Annotated in this window: 16 protein-coding genes; 7 read left to right on the top strand and 9 right to left on the bottom strand. The window is 71.7% G+C overall.

Translation table 11 applies throughout. The annotated features are described in order from the left end of the window. Positions 1-54 precede the first annotated feature (54 nt). Both ABZ194_RS19390 and ABZ194_RS19395 read left to right on the top strand, forming a co-directional pair. The gene (locus ABZ194_RS19390) at positions 55-2,250 is read left to right on the top strand and encodes a ribonucleoside-diphosphate reductase subunit alpha (protein ID WP_355598051.1); all 2,196 of its coding nucleotides are present in this window, start codon (positions 55-57) and stop codon (positions 2,248-2,250) included. Between the two features lie 35 nt (positions 2,251-2,285). Continuing rightward, positions 2,286-3,281 (top strand): ribonucleotide-diphosphate reductase subunit beta, encoded by a 996-nt coding sequence (locus ABZ194_RS19395; protein ID WP_355598053.1) that lies wholly within the window; start codon positions 2,286-2,288, stop codon positions 3,279-3,281. A gap of 25 nt (positions 3,282-3,306) precedes the next feature. On the opposite strand, the gene ABZ194_RS19400 is transcribed toward ABZ194_RS19395, so the two are convergent. Together ABZ194_RS19400 and glgC are read right to left on the bottom strand one after the other, a co-directional pair. Next, entirely contained in the window at positions 3,307-4,884 is a 1,578-nt protein-coding gene (locus ABZ194_RS19400) for a pentapeptide repeat-containing protein (protein WP_355598055.1), read from the bottom strand. 284 nt (positions 4,885-5,168) lie between these two features. Then, a complete protein-coding gene (glgC, locus tag ABZ194_RS19405) occupies positions 5,169-6,401 on the bottom strand; it encodes a glucose-1-phosphate adenylyltransferase (RefSeq protein WP_355598159.1) in 1,233 nt (410 codons plus the stop codon). Positions 6,402-6,444: 43 nt separating this feature from the next. On the opposite strand from glgC, the gene glgA reads away from it, so the two are divergent. Together glgA and pgeF are read left to right on the top strand one after the other, a co-directional pair. Further along, entirely contained in the window at positions 6,445-7,623 is a 1,179-nt protein-coding gene (gene glgA / locus ABZ194_RS19410; protein WP_355598057.1) for a glycogen synthase, read from the top strand. Between the two features lie 75 nt (positions 7,624-7,698). Continuing rightward, positions 7,699-8,385 (top strand): peptidoglycan editing factor PgeF, encoded by a 687-nt coding sequence (pgeF, locus tag ABZ194_RS19415; RefSeq protein ID WP_355598161.1) that lies wholly within the window; start codon positions 7,699-7,701, stop codon positions 8,383-8,385. Between the two features lie 7 nt (positions 8,386-8,392). On the opposite strand, the gene ABZ194_RS19420 is transcribed toward pgeF, so the two are convergent. Together ABZ194_RS19420 and ABZ194_RS19425 are read right to left on the bottom strand one after the other, a co-directional pair. After that, positions 8,393-8,800, bottom strand: a complete 408-nt coding sequence (locus ABZ194_RS19420; protein WP_355598059.1) for a nitroreductase family deazaflavin-dependent oxidoreductase — start codon at positions 8,798-8,800, stop codon at positions 8,393-8,395. Positions 8,801-8,862: 62 nt separating this feature from the next. Beyond that, positions 8,863-9,654 (bottom strand): hypothetical protein, encoded by a 792-nt coding sequence (locus ABZ194_RS19425; RefSeq protein WP_355598061.1) that lies wholly within the window; start codon positions 9,652-9,654, stop codon positions 8,863-8,865. Between the two features lie 272 nt (positions 9,655-9,926). Between ABZ194_RS19425 and ABZ194_RS19430 the strand changes: the two genes are divergently transcribed. Beyond that, positions 9,927-10,337 carry a hypothetical protein gene (locus tag ABZ194_RS19430; RefSeq protein ID WP_355598063.1) on the top strand — a complete coding sequence of 137 codons (411 nt, stop codon included), beginning with the start codon at positions 9,927-9,929 and terminating at the stop codon, positions 10,335-10,337. Between the two features lie 20 nt (positions 10,338-10,357). Here ABZ194_RS19430 and ABZ194_RS19435 read toward each other — a convergent pair whose 3' ends face one another. Beyond that, on the bottom strand, positions 10,358-10,915 hold the full coding sequence (locus ABZ194_RS19435) for a GNAT family protein (RefSeq protein ID WP_355598065.1): 558 nt from the start codon (positions 10,913-10,915) through the stop codon (positions 10,358-10,360). A 241-nt stretch (positions 10,916-11,156) separates the two neighbouring features. On the opposite strand from ABZ194_RS19435, the gene ABZ194_RS19440 reads away from it, so the two are divergent. Next, positions 11,157-12,224, top strand: coding sequence for an alpha/beta hydrolase (locus ABZ194_RS19440; protein ID WP_355598067.1), 1,068 nt, complete (start codon positions 11,157-11,159; stop codon positions 12,222-12,224). A gap of 136 nt (positions 12,225-12,360) precedes the next feature. Here ABZ194_RS19440 and ABZ194_RS19445 read toward each other — a convergent pair whose 3' ends face one another. Further along, on the bottom strand, positions 12,361-12,795 hold the full coding sequence (locus ABZ194_RS19445) for an Lrp/AsnC family transcriptional regulator (RefSeq protein WP_355598163.1): 435 nt from the start codon (positions 12,793-12,795) through the stop codon (positions 12,361-12,363). Positions 12,796-12,894: 99 nt separating this feature from the next. Beyond that, the gene (locus tag ABZ194_RS19450; RefSeq protein WP_355598069.1) at positions 12,895-13,800 is read right to left on the bottom strand and encodes a LysR family transcriptional regulator; all 906 of its coding nucleotides are present in this window, start codon (positions 13,798-13,800) and stop codon (positions 12,895-12,897) included. 71 nt (positions 13,801-13,871) lie between these two features. Between ABZ194_RS19450 and ABZ194_RS19455 the strand changes: the two genes are divergently transcribed. After that, positions 13,872-14,744, top strand: a complete 873-nt coding sequence (locus ABZ194_RS19455; RefSeq protein WP_355598071.1) for a dihydrodipicolinate synthase family protein — start codon at positions 13,872-13,874, stop codon at positions 14,742-14,744. A gap of 25 nt (positions 14,745-14,769) precedes the next feature. Here the strand turns inward: ABZ194_RS19455 and ABZ194_RS19460 are convergent, their stop codons facing one another. Beyond that, on the bottom strand, positions 14,770-15,579 hold the full coding sequence (locus tag ABZ194_RS19460) for a DNA-formamidopyrimidine glycosylase family protein (protein ID WP_355598073.1): 810 nt from the start codon (positions 15,577-15,579) through the stop codon (positions 14,770-14,772). Positions 15,580-15,686: 107 nt separating this feature from the next. Continuing rightward, positions 15,687-16,088 carry a DUF2809 domain-containing protein gene (locus ABZ194_RS19465; protein ID WP_355598075.1) on the bottom strand — a complete coding sequence of 134 codons (402 nt, stop codon included), beginning with the start codon at positions 16,086-16,088 and terminating at the stop codon, positions 15,687-15,689. Positions 16,089-16,116 lie beyond the last annotated feature (28 nt).

Genomic DNA, 16,116 nt, shown 5'->3' on the forward strand with positions numbered 1-16,116 from the left:
CGCCCCTTCCGGTTGAGAGCCGTGCGGGGAATACGAACGCGCGAGGGGTAACACGTGACACAGACCTTGGTCGACGTCGCCGAGGAGATCGGGCGGAACCCGGCGGACCGCCGGTTGGCCATTGAGGAGGCCGCGGCCCGGGTGATCACCGACCCGGAGAACTCCAGAGTGGCCGCCGGACTGCTGGCCGGGCTGATCGCCGACGAGGCGGCCGGGAACGGGGTCCGCACCTTCTCCGAGTCCATCGCCGCGACCCACGCGGCCGGGCTCGTCCAGGACGGGCTGGCCGCGTTCGTGACCGCCAACGCCGCCGTGCTCGACGCGCTGGTGGCACCGGACGCCGACGCCCGCTTCGAGTACTTCGGGCTGCGCACGGTCTACGACCGCTACCTGCTGCGCCACCCAGAGACCCGGAAGGTCCTGGAGCGCCCCCAGCACTTCCTCCTCCGGGTGGCCTGCGGCCTGTCGGAGACGGTCGAGGAGGCCGCCGAGCTGTACGCGCTCATGGCGACCCTGTCCTACCTGCCCAGTTCGCCCACCCTGTTCAACTCCGGGTCGCGCAGGCCCCAGCTGTCGTCCTGCTTCCTGCTCGACTCCCCGAGGGACGAGCTGGAGTCCATCTACGACCGGTACGGGCAGGTCGCGCGGCTGTCGAAGTACGCCGGGGGGATCGGCATCGCCTGGACCCGCGTCCGCTCGCGCGGCTCGCTGATCCGCGGCACCAACGGCCACTCCAACGGCATCGTGCCGTGGCTGCGCACCCTCGACTCCAGCGTCGCCGCGGTCAACCAGGGGGGACGCCGCAAGGGCGCGGCCTGCGTCTACCTGGAGTCCTGGCACGCCGACGTCGAGGAGTTCCTCGAACTGCGCGACAACACCGGCGAGGAGGCCCGCCGCACCCACAACCTGAACCTCGCCAACTGGATCCCGGACGAGTTCATGCGCCGGGTCGAGGCCGACGAGACGTGGTCGCTGTTCGACCCCAAGGAGGTCCCGCACCTCACCGACCTGTACGGCGCCGCGTTCGAGGAGGCCTACCGGGCCGCCGAGGCCGAGGGCCGGTTCGTCAAGCAGATCCCGGCCCGCGCCCTGTACGGCCGCATGATGCGCACCCTCGCCCAGACCGGCAACGGCTGGATGACCTTCAAGGACGCCGCCAACCGGACCTCCAACCAGACGTCCCGGCCCGAGAACGTCATCCACCTGTCGAACCTCTGCACCGAGATCCTGGAGGTCACCGGCGACGCCGAGACCGCCGTGTGCAACCTCGGATCGATCAACCTCGCCGCCCACCTGGACGGCCGGGACGTCGACTGGGCACGGCTGCGCCGGACCGTCCGCACCGCCGTGCGGTTCCTGGACCGGACCATCGACCTGGGCTTCTACCCGACCCCCGAGGCCCGCGCCGCCAACGAGAGGTGGCGGCCGATCGGGCTGGGCCTGATGGGCCTGGCGGACGTGTTCTTCACCCTGCGGCTGCCGTTCGACTCGCCGGAGGCGCTGGAGCTGTCCACCCGGATCTCCGAGGAGATCGCGCTCGCCGCCTACGCCACCTCGGCGGATCTGGCGGTGGAGCGGGGACGTCACCCCTCCTACTCCGAGACCCGGGCCGCTCGCGGGGTGCTCCACCCCGACCACTACGACGCCGCGCGGTCGCCGGAGTGGGCGGCGCTCAGGGAGCGGATCGCCGAGACGGGCCTCCGTAACTCGCTGATGATCGCGATCGCCCCCACGGCCACGATCGCCTCCATAGCGGGCTGCTACGAGTGCATCGAACCCCAGGTCTCCAACATCTTCAAGCGCGAGACCCTGTCGGGGGAGTTCCTCCAGGTCAACCGATATCTCGTCCGAGACCTTTCGGCCCGCGGCCTGTGGACCCCGGCGATCCGGGACGCCATCAAGCGGGCCGACGGCTCCATCCAGGACGTTCCCGGCATGCCCGAGGACCTCAAGTCGCTCTACCGGACCGCATGGGAGTTGCCGCAGAAGGCGCTCATCGACCTGGCCGCCGCGCGCACGCCGTACATCGACCAGTCGCAGTCGCTCAACCTCTTCATGGCCACGCCGACCATCGGCAAGCTCTCCTCGATGTACGCCTACGCCTGGAAGTCGGGTCTCAAGACCACCTACTACCTGCGTTCCCGCCCGGCCACCAGGATCGCGCAGACCACCGTGGCGCAGACCGTCGCCGAACCGGAGGCCGTGGCCTGCTCCCTGGAGAACCCCGAGTACTGCGAAGCCTGCCAGTAGGCGCCCCCTTTTTATCCGCGCGAAAGGCCCGCCCGATGCTGCTCGACCCTGGAATGGACCTCACCCTCCGGCCCATGCGCTACCCGGAGTTCTACGAACGCTACCGGGCCGCGATCCGCAACACCTGGACCGTGGAGGAGGTCGACCTCAACTCCGACCTGGCCGACCTGGCCAGGATGACGCCGGAGGAGCGCCACCTGATCAACCGCCTCGTCGCGTTCTTCGCGACCGGCGACTCGATCGTGGCCAACAACCTGGTGCTCAACCTCTACCAGCACGTCAACGCCCCCGAGGCGCGCCTGTATCTCAGCAGGCAGCTGTTCGAGGAGGCGGTGCACGTCCAGTTCTACCTCACCCTGCTGGACACCTACCTGCCCGACCACGAGGAGCGGGTCAAGGCCTTCGCCGCGGTCGAGCACATCCCCTCGATCCGGGACAAGGCCGAGTTCTGCTTCCGCTGGATCGACTCACTCGGCGGGCTGACCCGCCTGGAGTCGAGGGACGACCGGCGGGCGTTCCTGCTCAACCTCATCTGCTTCGCCGCGTGCATCGAGGGGCTGTTCTTCTACGGCGCGTTCGCCTACGTCTACTGGTTCCGTTCCAGGGGCCTGCTCAGCGGTCTGGCCACCGGGACCAACTGGGTGTTCCGCGACGAGTCCATGCACATGGAGTTCGCCTTCAGCGTGGTGGACACCGTACGGGCTGAGGAGCCCGGGCTCTTCGACGACGAGCTCGGTGCCCAGGTCACCCAGATGATCGAGGAGGCGGTGGAGGTGGAGCTGGCCTTCGCGGCCGACCTGTGCGGCGACGGCCTGTTCGGGATGAACGTCGGCCAGATGAGGCGGTACCTTGAGTACGTGGCCGACCAGCGGCTGGTCCGGCTCCGGCTTCCCGTCCGGTACGGCACCGCCAACCCGTTCGCGTTCATGGAACTGCAGGACGTCCAGGAACTGGCCAACTTCTTCGAGCGGCGGGTCTCGGCCTACCAGGTGGCCGTCGAGGGGAACGTCGCCTTCGACGAGTCCTTCTGAGGGGCCGGATCCGCCGGCGGGACGCCTAGGGCGTCCCGCCGGGGCGGAGCACCCGGGCGGCGCCGGCGATCAGGGCGGTGGCCAGGATCCAGCCGGAGGCGACCAGGGTCCAGGCCAGCCACCGGGTCCAGCCGACCGGCTCCCACGCCCCCCGCTGCTCGAAGACGCTCACCGGGGCGAGCAGGTCCAGCGTGTAGACGAAGGGCTGGAAGTTCCTGATCTCGTCCGGGTCGATCTGCGCGGGGGGCACGGCGGCGAAGATCGCGGTGCCCGCGGTCAGCAGCACCGCCACCCAGAGCCCGGCCAGCCAGGGGCGGTAGCCGTACCCCACGACGAGGTCGAGCAGCCGGCCCCAGATCTTGCCGGTGGGCTTGAGCGTGCGGCGGCGGCGGCGCTGCTTGGCCAGCAGCACCCGGCGGGCGTCCGGTTCGTGGCCGATCCGGCGGAACCAGCCGGCCAGCTGCTCGTACGGCTGCGGCCGGTAGCCGTCCGGGTCCCTGGCCAGCCACGCCAGCCGCTGGGCCACGGTCCACTCACCGCCGCGCAGCGCCTCGTAGACCAGCCCGTTGAGAAGGACCCCCGCCGGATAGCTGGCCGGGCTGTCGAGCAGGAGGCCGATCCGGGAGTAGGCGAGGTTGACCTCCCCCTTGAGGGAGGCCGGCCGCAGGATCAGCTCGTCCAGCTGGGCGTGGCTGAGGTGAAGCACCCGGCCCGGGGCCTCCATCGTCGCGCTGTCGAAGGAGAGGACCCCGTTGACGCGCGCGTTCCGCATCCGGATCGTGCCCGACGAGGCGAACCCCGCGCTGAACTCCGCGGCCCCCGACTCCACGAAGTCCGCCTGCACGGCGTAGGGGCCGGTCGCGGTGATGACCGACCTCTGCAGGTAGAGCCCGCCGCGGAACTTCGCCCCGATGATCCGCAGGCCGCCGGTGACCCGGGTGTCCCGGATGAACGCCCCGCCCTCCACGACCATGCCGCCCGCCCACAGCGCCCACTGGCTCTGGCCGATGCCCCGCTCCAGCATCTCCGCCTCGGTGAACGGGCTCCGGGCGTCCTCCAGCATGCTCTCCGAGGCCCTGGGTTTTCCCTCGGGAGCCGACAACCGCATCCTGGAGAGCCGGAACTGGCCGTTCACCTGGGCGTTGTCCAGGCGGATCCCGCTGTGGACCGTGGAGCCGTCGAACTCAAGCAGGCCGTTGACCGTGCACCGGGCCGCCCGGATCCGCCCCATCTCGCACCCGCGGAACCGCACGCCCACGGTGGTGGTGTCGGTCAGGGAGACGTCCTCGGGGAGGTAGCAGTTGAGCATGTGCAGTTTTCCGGTCAGGACGGCGTCCGACACGTCCAGCGTCCCCGCCACCCGGGCGCCCGCCAGCCGCAGTCCGGCGGTCCTGCCCGGTTCGGGCTCCCGCGCGCCGAGCAGCAGCGCCGCGACGACCTCCGCCCGGACCGTCCGCTCCGGCCCCCACTCCTCGCCGTTCGCCGGGTCGTCGGCGCCGGTTTCCCCGGTGCGCAGATCCACCCAGACCCCGGACGGATAGGCGTTCCAGACCCGCCGCTCGGCCGGGCTCAGCCGCCGGAACTCCCGGGTCAGCCGTGGCATCCGGAGCCCCTTTCCGGGAGTCCGCGGTCGCGGCGGCCGTCGCGGCGTCCGGGGTGCCCGCCGTACGCCTCGCGGGCCCGACGCGGTGACGTGCGGGAAGGTGACGTGCGAGAACGGGTGCGGCGCCGGGGAAGGATTCCGAACATCCGGCCTCTCGGGCTCAGGGGGTCCGCCATGTGACGGGGGAGACGTCCCGGAAGAATCTACCCGGTAAAGATCTCTAATGGTGGTGAATCATCCGTTGGCCACCACGTCGCCACGTTGTTCATCAATCGTCCAGACGCCTACCGGTCGACGATCTCGTTCTTGCCGACGACCACGACGCCGTTCCGGGTCACCGCGAAGCGGCTGCGATCCTCTTCGAGGTCGAAGCCGATCCGGGCGCCGTCCGGGATGACCACGTTCTTGTCGATGATGGCCTTGCGGACCACGGCGCCCCGGCCGACCTTCACGTTGTCCATCAGCACGGAGTCCTCGACCAGGGAGTGGGAGTGCAGTATCACCCCTGGGGAGAGGATGGAGCGCTCGGCCAGGCCGCCGGAGACGATCACTCCGGCGGAGACCAGCGAGTCGATCGCCCGGCCCACCCGGTCACCCTCGTTGTGCACGAACTTGGCCGGGGGCAGCGGGTCGTGGCCGGTGTAGATCGGCCACCGGCTGTTGTAGAGGTTGAAGACCGGGTGCGCCGAGATGAGGTCCATGTGGGCCTCGTAGTAGGCGTCGAGGGTCCCGACGTCCCGCCAGTAGCCCCGGTCCCGATCGGTGGAGCCGGGCACCATGTTGTCGGCGAAGTCGTAGACCTCCGCACTACCCGACTTAACCATCATCGGGATGATATTTCCGCCTAAGTCATGCTTGCTGGTGGGATCGAGGGCGTCCTCCCGGAGCGCCTGCAGCATCGCCTGTGTCTTGAAGACGTAGTTGCCCATCGACGCGTACACCTGATCCGGTGCGTCCGGCAGGCCCGCGGCGTCCTTGGGCTTCTCCCGGAACGCCACGATCCGCCGCCCCGCCGGATCCGTCTCGATCACCCCGAACTGGTCGGCCAGGGACACCGGCTGCCTGATCGCCGCCACGGTCACATCCGCGCCGGTGTCCATGTGCTGCGCCACCATCTGCCGGGGATCCATCCGGTAGATGTGGTCGGCGCCGAACACGATGACGTGGTCGGGCATCTCGTCGTAGACGAGGTTCAGGTTCTGAAACAGGGCGTCGGCCGAGCCGGAGAACCAGCGGGGCCCGAGCCGCTGCTGCGCGGGCACCGGCGTGACGTAGTTGCCCAGCATGGCCGAGAGGCGCCAGGTGCGGGAGATGTGCCGGTCAAGGCTGTGGTTCTTGTACTGCGTCAGCACCACGATCTGCAGATAGTGACCGTTGGCCAGGTTGGACAGCACAAAGTCGACAAGCCGATATATCCCCCCGAACGGCACCGCGGGTTTGGCCCGGTCAGCCGTCAACGGCATCAGCCGTTTGCCTTCGCCGCCGGCCAGCACGATCGCGAGGACTCTCATAACCAGGACCTTAACCTGACGAACAGGCCTGAAACACTAGGGTGATCGTATGCGCGTTGATCTGCTGAGTCGTGAGTATCCCCCCGAGGTGTACGGCGGCGCCGGGGTCCATGTCGAGTACCTCGCCAGGGAGCTGCGCCGGCTGGCGGACGTCCGGATCCGCTGCTTCGGGGCGCCCCGTCCCGAGGGCGGCGTCGACGCGTACCGGGTGCCCGGCGGACTGGAGACGGCCAACGCCGCGCTCCAGGTGCTCGGCGTCGACCTGGAGATGGCCGCGGGCTGCCGGGGCGCGGACCTGGTGCACAGCCACACCTGGTACGCCAACTTCGCGGGACACGTCGCGAAGATGCTGTACGGCACGCCGCACGTGGTGACCACGCACAGCCTGGAGCCGCTGCGGCCGTGGAAGGCCGAGCAGCTCGGCGGCGGCTACACCCTCTCCTCGTGGGCCGAGCGGGGCGCGCTGGCGAGCGCCGACGCGATCATCGCCGTCTCGGAGGGGATGCGGCGTGACGTGCTCGCCTGCTACCCCGGGATACCGGAGGAGAGGGTCTCGGTGATCCACAACGGGATCGACACCGCCGAGTACGCCCCCGACCCGGGCACCGCCGTCCTGGACGGGCACGGCATCGACGCCGGCCGGCCGTACGTCGTGTTCGTGGGCAGGATCACCCGGCAGAAGGGGCTGGTCCACCTGCTCCACGCGGCGAGGGACATCCACCCCGACGCTCAGCTCGTGCTCTGCGCGGGCGCGCCCGACACACCGGAGATCGCCGCCGAGGTCGCCGGGCTCGTGCGGGGGCTGGACCGGGACGGCGTCGTCTGGATCTCGGAGATGCTGCCGCGCCCGGAGGTGATCCAGATCCTCACCCACGCCACCGTGTTCGTCTGTCCCTCGGTCTACGAGCCGATGGGCATCGTGAACCTGGAGGCCATGGCCTGCGGGACCGCCGTCGTGGCCACCGCCACCGGCGGTATCCCCGAGGTGGTCGCCGACGGCTCGACCGGACTGCTGGTCCCGATCGGGCGGTCCGCGGCCGACGGCACCCCCGACGACCCCGAACGGTTCGCCGCCGGCCTGGCCGAGCGGGTCAACCTGCTGCTCGCCGACCCGGAGCGCGCCGCCGAGATGGGCGCGGCCGGACGGAGCCGGGCCGTGGAGCACTTCTCCTGGACCCGGATCGCCGAGCAGACCATGGACCTCTACCGATCGGTCATCCGGCCGTGATCCGCCGCCTTGTGCGACGAATGCGCCAAGAGGGGGGTTCCATCGGTGGATAAGGTCGGGGCCGTGAACTTTCGAATGAGGATCACCGACCGCCACGGCGGAGTCAGCGCGGGACCGTACGGCAGCCGCAACCTCGGGGGCATGTGCGGCGACGACCCGGAGGCGGTCGCCGTCAACCGGACCAGGACCGCCGCCGAGTTCGGCCTGGACCGCGTCGTGTTCATGCGGCAGGTGCACAGTGCCGACGTCCGGTACGTGAGCGAGCCGTTCGGCGACGACCCGCCGCCGCTGGACGGCGTCTGCACCGACGTGCCCGGACTCGGCCTGGCGGCGCTCTGCGCCGACTGCGCCCCCGTTCTGCTGGCCGACCCGAGGGCGGGCCTGGTCGGGGCCGCGCACTCCGGCCGGGCCGGCACCGTTCTCGGCGTGGTGCCCGCCCTGGTGGAGGAGATGGCGGGCCGCGGGGCGGACCCGGCGGGAATGACCGCCCTGATCGGCCCGATGGCCTGCGGCACCTGTTACGAGGTGCCCGCCGCGCTCCGCGCCGAGGTCGCGGCCGTGCTGCCCGAAGCCTGGTCGATCACCCGCCAGGACACCCCGGCCCTCGACCTGCGCGCCGCGATCATCTCGCAGCTCGCCAAGGCTGGGGTCCGTGACGTCACCCACGACACCCGCTGCACCATCGAGACCGCCGACCTCTTCTCCCACCGCAGGGATCAGCGGACCGGCCGCTTCGCCGGCTACGTCTGGCTGGAGACCTGAACCGGGGTCAGGACGGGTCGCGCTCCAGCACGATCACCGGGATATCCCGGTCGGTCTTGGTCTGATACTCGTCGTAGGGCGGCCAGGCCGCGGTCATGATCGGCCAGAGTTCGGCCTTCTCCTCGGGGGTGGCCGTGTGCGCCCTCGCCCTGAACCGGTCACCCCGCACCTGGACCTCCACCTCCGGGTCGGCCCGCAGGTTGAGATACCAGGTCGGCGGGGCGTCGGCGCCGCCGTTGGAGGCCACCACGAGATAGTCGTCTCCGTGGCGCTGGTAGATGAGCGGCGCGTCGCGCCGCTCGCCGGTCCGGCGGCCGGTGGTGGTCAGGATCAGGGCCGTGGTGCCCTGCCAGTCGTGCCCCTCGGCGCCGTCGGTCGCGCGGTAGCGCTCGACGTGTTCTCTCCCGAACAACATGATCGATCCCCCTCTGACGGTACTCACGCCTGCTCAGTACCCCCCTCGGGGGATCTCTCACGTCAGCCTAGGGCCAGGATGCTCCCATAGGCGCGTGCCGCGAGGTCGGCGATGAGCCCGTGCGCGCCGAGCGGGTCGGCGCACGCGAGCCCGTTCTCCGCCGCCGCGGCGCGCGCCAGCCCGGGATCGGCCTCGGGGCCGATGAGGCACGGGGACAGCGCGATGCGCTCGACGCCGATGCCCCGCAGCCGCTCGGCCGCGGCCGCGACGGCGGGCGACCCGTCCAGGGAGGCGACCAGGACGGGAAGCGTCAGCCGGGAGGCGAGCAGTACGGCCGTCGCCTGCCCCTCCGCGGCCGCGGCCTCGCCGCCGACCGTGGCCAGGATGACCGCGTCGATCGGGCTGGAGACGTTGAGCAGGCGCATCCGGTCGGCCCGGGCGAGGTCCTTCTCGGCCAGCCGGATGTGCAGCGCCTCGGCGAGCAGCGGATGGGGGCCGAGCGGCTCGGTGACCGTCACGGACACCCCGCTCGCCGCGACGGCCGTGGCGATCAGCGGGTCCGCTACCGGGTGCGGGCAGGTCAGCAGCGGCACCACGATGGCGGCGACGCCGTCCTTGGGGCGTTTGCCGGCGGCCGTCTCCAGCTCGGAGGTCAGCTCCTTGCCGTCTCTGCCGAGGCCGGCCAGGCGGACCTCGATCTGGGGGTTGTCCACCCGTATCAGGGCCGCCAACTCGGTGGCGGCGCCGGAGGCGTCGCCGAGCGCGGCCAGCACCAGCGCGGGTGCCTCGGGCGGAAGCTGGGCGGGCACGGGTCTGCGGTGCCGGCCGGAGGGCCGCACGGCGCGTCCGCGCACAGGGAGGATGGAACTCTCACTCACATGCGCGGACTCTAGAGCTATTTTATGATCTTTGTAATGAGAAACGGCAGCAATTTTGTCACGACATTTTCCGAGGGGGCCTTCCGCCGCGGGCGATGGGCCCTCATCCAGGGGGTGGGCGGAGTACACCGAGAGGTGTAGTCCGGGCTGCGCCGAGCGGCGGATGTCATGGTCATCAGGCTCCGGGACACTTCAGGCCGACGGTTTCCCAGAGGTTTCCGGGGTTTTCCGGGAGAGAGGTGGCTCCGGTGGGGTCCGAGGTCGCGCAGGCAGGCCGCACGCTGACCGTGCTGCGGATCGTCGTCGCGCTGAACGCGGTGGCGATCCTCGTCCAGGCGGTGACCGCCGGGCGGTTGCTGAACGGAGGCGCCGCGGGGGCGCACGCCATGGGAGCCGGCGCGGTTCACCTGCTGGGCCTGGTCCAGCTGGTGGCGGCCGTCGTGCTCTGGCGTCCGGGCCGTGGGCCGGGCCGGCCGGCGCTGGCGAGCCTGGCCCTGCTCCTCCTCGGCTTCGCCCAGTCCGCGGTCGGCGGGGCGGGTAATACGGCGCTGCACGTCCCGTTCGGCGTGACGCTGTTCGGCGGGGTCGTCGCCATGGTGGTGTGGACCTGGCCCCGCGCCGGATCGGGGTCCCCGAGGCCGGTCCCCGGCGAGGGGTGAGGGCGGGCTCCCCGTGGCCCTCAGACGTCCCTGTGTCCCTCCCACTCGTCCTCAAGGGCCGAGTGGACGACCGAGTCGCGCCAGGTGCCGTGGGCCCGCACGTGGTGCCTGATCCTGCCCTCCTCCACCATTCCGGCGACCAGCATCGCGAGCTGGGCGGCGGTGTTGGCGGGGGAGCGGGCGCCCCAGACGCGGTGCAGGCGCAGGTGCCGGAAACCGAACAGCAGCATCAGCCGGATCAGGTCGGTGCCGATGCCCCGGCCCCAGTGGTCGGGGCGGAGCCCCAGGCCGATCTCCGCGCTGTGCGGGTGGTCGGCCTCGATGTGCAGCCTGGCCACCCCGATGGTCTCGCGGTCCTCCAGGTCGACCACCGCGAGCAGGTACAGCCGCCGGGGCTCGGCCTTGGCGCCGCGCAGCGCCTCGGTGACGATCCCCTCGACCTCCTCGCGGCTGCGCGGGTCGAACGGCAGGTGCTCGGTGGCGGCCGGATCGCCGTAGACGGCGTGCAGCGCGTCCACGTCATCGTAGGTGACCTCCCTCAGCCGGAGCCTCTTACCGGAGATCTCAACGTGCTCCATGCGCAGACGCTAACGCCTCAGAGGTCCTACGGCTAGAGATCGTTCCACCCGACAAACCCACCAAAGGCGATAAATATTCTTAATCTGTCGAGTTGATGTCGGCCGGAGGAACGGAGACCCGGAAGTCACGACGAAGGTGATCTTTCTTGACGCGGTCCCCCGGCCCGCCTTTTCGGGATGATCCCGGCGTGGCACCGTGGCCGCCGGGGTGATGGGGGGCACGATGGGGGACAATGGGCGGATGATCCCTTCTGTCCCTGAGGTGCTCGTGGTGACCGGTCCCGGTCTGGTCGCCGATCTCCGGCTGCTCGCGGAGGTGGCCGATCGCGAGTTCGCGGCCCTCGGCGTCAAGGGAAGGACGGTGCCCGCCCGCGGCCTGCCCGATCTCCGGGCCGCCCTGGAGTTCCCCGGCGCCCTGGTCGTCCTCCCGGGCCCGGATCCCGAGGCGCGCGATCTGCTCTCGCGGCGCCCCCACGCGGTCCGGCTCGACCTGACGAGGTCCGTCTCCGGCCCAGGGGACCCGGAGGTCACCCACCTGTACGGCAGGGGAGTCGGGGGGCTGACCTGGGCGATCAGGCACGCCGTACACCGGCTGCGCAGCCCCGCGCGCAGGGTCGCCTACGGTGAGCACCCCGACCAGTGGGCGGAGGCGCGGCCGCCGCGCGAGGACGCGGGACCGGCGCCCGTGGCGGTGCTGGTGCACGGCGGCTACTGGCGCTCGGTCTGGGGCGCGGATCTGATGGACGCGCTCTGCGTCGACCTGGCCGGGCGGGGGTTCGCCGCCTGGAACCTCGAATACCGGCGTCCCGACCTGCACGGCTGGGCGGCGACGACCGAGGACGTCGCCCGGGGCGTCGCGCTGGCGGCCGGGGACGCGCCCGGTCCCGTCGTGGTGATCGGCCATTCGGCGGGTGGGCAGCTGGCCCTCCGCGCCGCGGCCGACGACCGCCGGATCACCCTCGCCGTCTCCCTGGCCGGAGTCCTCGACCTGGTGGAGGGCGACCGCAGGCACCTCGGCTCCGGCGCGGTGGCCTCGGCCCTGGGCGGATCGGCCGCCGACCTGCCCGCCGTTTACGGGCGGTCCAGCCCGCTGGAGCGCCTCCCGCTGGGGGTGCCCCAGCTCATCGCGCAGGGCGACGGCGACGACCTCGACCTGGTCGACCTGAGCCGCCGCTACGCGCGCGCCGCCCAGGAGTCTGGCGATGAGGTGACATATCTAGAAATGTCCGGCGACCACTTCGACATCATCGACCCGGCCTCCCCGATCTGGCGGGCAACCGCCGGCGTGATCGCCGGCCGCACCTCCTGACCCCTGGCCGGGACACCGGTGAGGGCGCCGGATCCGACGCCCCGGCGGCCCCCGCCCCTCCGGGCGGGCGCGGCCGGCGAGGTGGCGGCCGATGTGACGAGAGGGCCTCCGCGGGCGGCCACGGGCGGGCGGAGCCCTAGGCGGGGGAGAGCGGGCGCCAGGGGACCGGGCTGGACAGGACCATCATGCTCGACGGGTGACCGTAGGGCGCGAGCCTGTCGATCAGCTCCTCGAAGGCGGTCATCGAGGAGGCGGCCACCCGCAGCAGGCAGCAGGTGTCCCCGGTCACCCGGTGCACCTCCAGGATCTCCGGCCACGCCAGAGCCTGCTCGTCGCGGAGCACGCAGCGCGGTCCGTAACACGACATCCTGATCAGCGCGGCCACCCCGCGCCCGGCCAGCGCCGGATCGATCCGCGCGTGATAGCCGGTGATCACCCCGGTCTCCTCCAGCCGCCGTACCCGCTCGGCCACCGCCGGGGCCGACATGTGCACCCGCCTGGCGAGCTCGCTGTAGGACAGCCGCGCGTCGGCCTGCAGCTCGGCCAGGAGGGTCCAGTCCACCGCGTCCACCGTCACGCTCCGTCATCTCATAACCCGGCCGGCCTCAGCGCCTTCGGTCTGGAAGGCCTAACCTTGAAGTTGCCTTTTCTTTCATTATTTCCGGATGCGTTATCGCAGGTCGGGGCGGGGGTGGCCGCGGGGCCGTTCAACGGGGATCGACGAGCGCAGCGCGGCGGTGAAGGCGGCGAGGGCCGGGTGGGCGGCGGCGCCCCGGCGGAAGGCGATCTGGGTACGGCGGCGCATGGGCAGCTCGGTGAGCCGTACGCCCTCCGGCGGGTCGGCCGCCCCCAGCTCGGGCACGAGCGCGACGCCCTGGCCGGCGGCGACCATCGCCAGCACGGCGGCGAAGTCGTCGATGTGGTGGCGGATCCTGGGCGCGAACCCGGCGGCCTGGCAGGCCCGTACCGTCATCTCGTAGCAGAGCGTGCCCGGCTTGGAGGCGATCCACGCGGCGTCGCGCCGCCTTACCAGGGAGTCGCCGCCGGTGCCGGACGCGAGATACATCGGCTCCTCCAGCAGAGGTTCGGTGTCCAGGGCGAGGTCGGCCGCGGCGGGGACGAAGTCGTACTCGTGGACCAGGGCCAGGTCCAGGTCGCCCGCCCGGAGCCGGGGGGCCACCTCGGCGGGGTCCGTCTCGTCCACCATCGGCTCCAGCCGTGGGTGGTCCCGGCCGAGGGCGGCCAGGGCCGCGGGCAGGATCGTGCGTGTGGCGGTGGGGAAGGCGCCGATCCTGATGGTCCCGACCAGGCCGGTGCGTGCCACGGCCAGCTCCGCCGAAGCCTGCTCCAGCCGTTCCAGCACGGCCTCCGCGTGTCCCACCAGCGCGATCCCCGCCGGGGTGAGGGTCACCCCGCGGCCGGTCCTCTCCAGCAGCGCCACCCCGGCCTCCCGTTCCAGCGCGGCGAGCTGCTGGGAGACCGCCGAGGGCGTGAACATCAGGGCCTCGGCGACCGCGGCGATCGTGCCCCGGTAGGACAGTTCGCGGAGCAGGCGGAGACGGCGCACATCGAGCATCAGTTCAGCTTAATGGTTTCGGAAGAAAACGGAACTGGACCTGCATGGTCACCTGCCGTCAGGCTGGGGTCATGACTCTCAGCGGTATCTACGTGCCCTTGATCACCCCGTTCGCCGAGAACGGTGAGATCGCCCTGGAGGCGCTCGAAGACCTCGCGCGCGCCGCGCTCGCCGACGGGGCCGCGGGGCTGGTGGCGCTCGGCACCACCGCCGAGGTGGCCACGCTCGCCGAGGAGGAGCGGCAAGCGGTCGTCGAGGTGTGCGCGAGGGTGAGCCGGGAACACGGGACGGAGCTGATCGTCGGGGCCGGATCAAGCGACACCCGGAGCTCCGCCGACGCGTTGCGCGCCCTGAAGGACCGGCCTGAGGTGTCGGCGGCGCTGGTCACCGTGCCGTCGTTCGTCCGCCCGTCCGAGGCCGGGGTGCTCGCCCACTTCACGGTACTGGCCGAGCAGAGCCCGGTGCCGATGGTGATCTACAACATTCCCTACCGGACCGGGCAGTCCGTGGGCGCGGCCACCCTGCGCAGGCTGGGGGAACTGCCCATGGTGGCCGGGGTCAAGCACGCGGTCGGGGGCGTCGACCAGGACACCGTCACCCTGCTGGCCGACCTGCCGGACGACTTCGCGGTGCTGGCCGGGGACGACCCGTTCCTCTCCGCGCTGCTCGCCCTCGGCGCCTCCGGAGGTATCCTCGCCTCGGCCCACCTGCGCACCGCCGGATATGTGGAGCTGGTGGAGTCCTGGCGCACCGGTGACGTCGCGCGCGCGCGGGCTCTGGGCCACCGGCTCTCCGTCATGTCGGCGAGCCTGTTCGCCGAGCCCAACCCCACCGTGATCAAGGGGGTGCTGCACGCCGGGGGCCGCATCCCCACCGCCTCGGTACGCCTCCCGCTGGTCCCGGCGAGTCGGGCGGCCGTCGAGGCGGCGGCACGCCTGCTCTGACACACGGCCCGCCCGGCCACGCGGCTCAGGCGGCCTGGCAGCCCGGACACCAGAAGAGGTTACGGCCGGCGAGCACCCCGGCTCTGACCTCGGAACCGCACAGGAGGCAGGGCATGCCGGAGCGCCGGTAGACGTAGACCTCGCCGCCGTGCTCGTCGACCCGGGGCGGCCGGCCCATCGCCTCGGGGGTGTGCTCGGGCCTGACCGTGTCGATCCGGCCCACCCGCACCCCGTCGGCCATGAGGAGCACCAGGTCGGCCCAGATCGCCGTCCACCGCTCGCGGGTGAGGTCACGGCCGGGACGGGACGGGTCCACGCCCTGCCGGAACAGCGCCTCGGCCCGGTAGATGTTGCCGACGCCCGCCACGACCGACTGGTCCATCAGCAGGACCCCGATGGAGGTGCGGCTGCGGCCGATCCGCCGCCAGGCGAGCTCGGGATCGGCGTCCGCGCGCAGCGGATCCGGCCCGAGCCTGCCGTGCAGCGCCTTCTTCTCCCCGGGGTCCATCAGCTCGCAGGTGTTGGGCCCGCGCAGGTCGGCGTACTCCTCGGCGCCGCTCAGGCGGAGCCGTACCATCCCCGTCGGCGCGGGCGGCGGCGTCGGGCCGAAGGTGTACTTGCCGTAGATGCCCAGGTGGATGTGGAGCCAGCGGTCGTCGTCGAAGCCGAGCAGCAGGTGCTTGCCGTGCGCGTCGGTCTCCTGGAGCACCCGCCCGTCGATCTGGAGCGCCCCGGCGGCGAATCTGCCCTGTGGGCTCTCGGCGCGCACCGTCCCGCCACCGAACATCCGCCGGTGCAGCGCGGCCAGCCGATGAATGGTGTGTCCTTCAGGCATGGTCCCCCATGATATGGCCTGATCGGCGACCGGCAGGGCGCCTGAAGCCCCGCCGGGTGGCCGCCGCCCTCCCCGACGGTACCCGTTCTGACGAGGGGGAGGCCGGGCTATCGGGTGACGTGCCCGGATGAGCGGAGGCCGCGGGCCGGCGCGTGCGCCGTTCCGGCGAGGGCGGCCCCTACGGCGTAGGCGACCAGGTCGGCGGCGCCGAACGTGCTGCCGAGCACCAGCCTGGCCGCCACGCTCGCCTCGGAGAGCGTGGCGGGGACGGAGGTGAGCTGCGCGAACTCGATCGCCCAGCTGAACGCCAGGGCGCCCAGCGCGGCCCGGACCGGCGAGACACGGGGACGGGCCAGCACGATCAGCGTGTGGACGAGCACGGTGTAGAGGGCGTCACCCGCGTACTTGCCGAACCAGCCGCCGGTGACCGCGCGGACCGTCAGCCCGGCGGCGACGATCGCGACGGCGGCGAGCGCGGCGGGCACCCGGCTGCGGAGAGCGGAGATCACGGGTCTTCGGAGGGCGGCCGGTCGGCCC

Source organism: Streptosporangium sp. NPDC006007 (genome assembly GCF_040614315.1).
Taxonomy (GTDB): Bacteria; Actinomycetota; Actinomycetes; order Streptosporangiales; family Streptosporangiaceae; genus Streptosporangium.